Genomic DNA, 598 nt, shown 5'->3' with positions numbered 1-598 from the left:
GAATTTAGAAATATAAGCCTGAGCAGCGGCCAGATCATCGCCTTTCAGATTTACATGGGAAGCCATAACTACAGCAGGAGCCACGATAGCGGCAACAGCTACAGCGAGAATAGATTTTTTCATGTTGTACACCTCAGATTAGTAAAAAATTAATATTGTGTTTTGCGTTATTTGAAGGGGCTAATTAAGCCCCTTTCATGTTTATTAGTGAAAATGAGAGTGACCGCCGAAACCCTCAGATTTTGAGTTATCGTGACCATAACCATGACCGCCGAAAGCGTGAGAGTGAGCATTCTCAGCGCCGCGCCCGTTATGACCTTCTGAATGTGAGCCATTAGAGCGATCATTATGATTAGAGCGCGGAGCCGCTGAGAAAACGCTATTAATCGGCATAGAGATTTGAGCTGTAGGATCTACAGCAGCAATAGCCCCCGCCGTGGTTGTTACATTTCCTACCTGTACAGGCGTATTAGGCGCAACCTGATTAGCAGCAACGTTAATAGCGCTGTTAGCCGGAGCGGTAGTAATCGCGGTAGGCGCTGGAGGCGCTGTAGGAGTTACAGGAGCTTTAGGCGGTGCCGGAGCCACCGCAACAGAT

At 47.8% G+C, this 598-nt stretch carries 1 pseudogene; it reads right to left on the bottom strand.

The window, feature by feature from the left end:
- Positions 1 to 204: 204 nt before the first annotated feature.
- A pseudogene (locus tag N1032_RS26490) lies at positions 205 to 598 on the bottom strand (hypothetical protein); the annotation flags it as partial.

Origin of the sequence: Herbiconiux daphne, assembly GCF_024979295.1 — a bacterium.
Lineage (GTDB): Bacteria > Actinomycetota > Actinomycetes > Actinomycetales > Microbacteriaceae > Herbiconiux > Herbiconiux daphnes.
The sequence above is the reverse complement of the archived record's forward strand: the minus strand, read 5'-3'. Positions and strand labels throughout refer to the sequence as shown.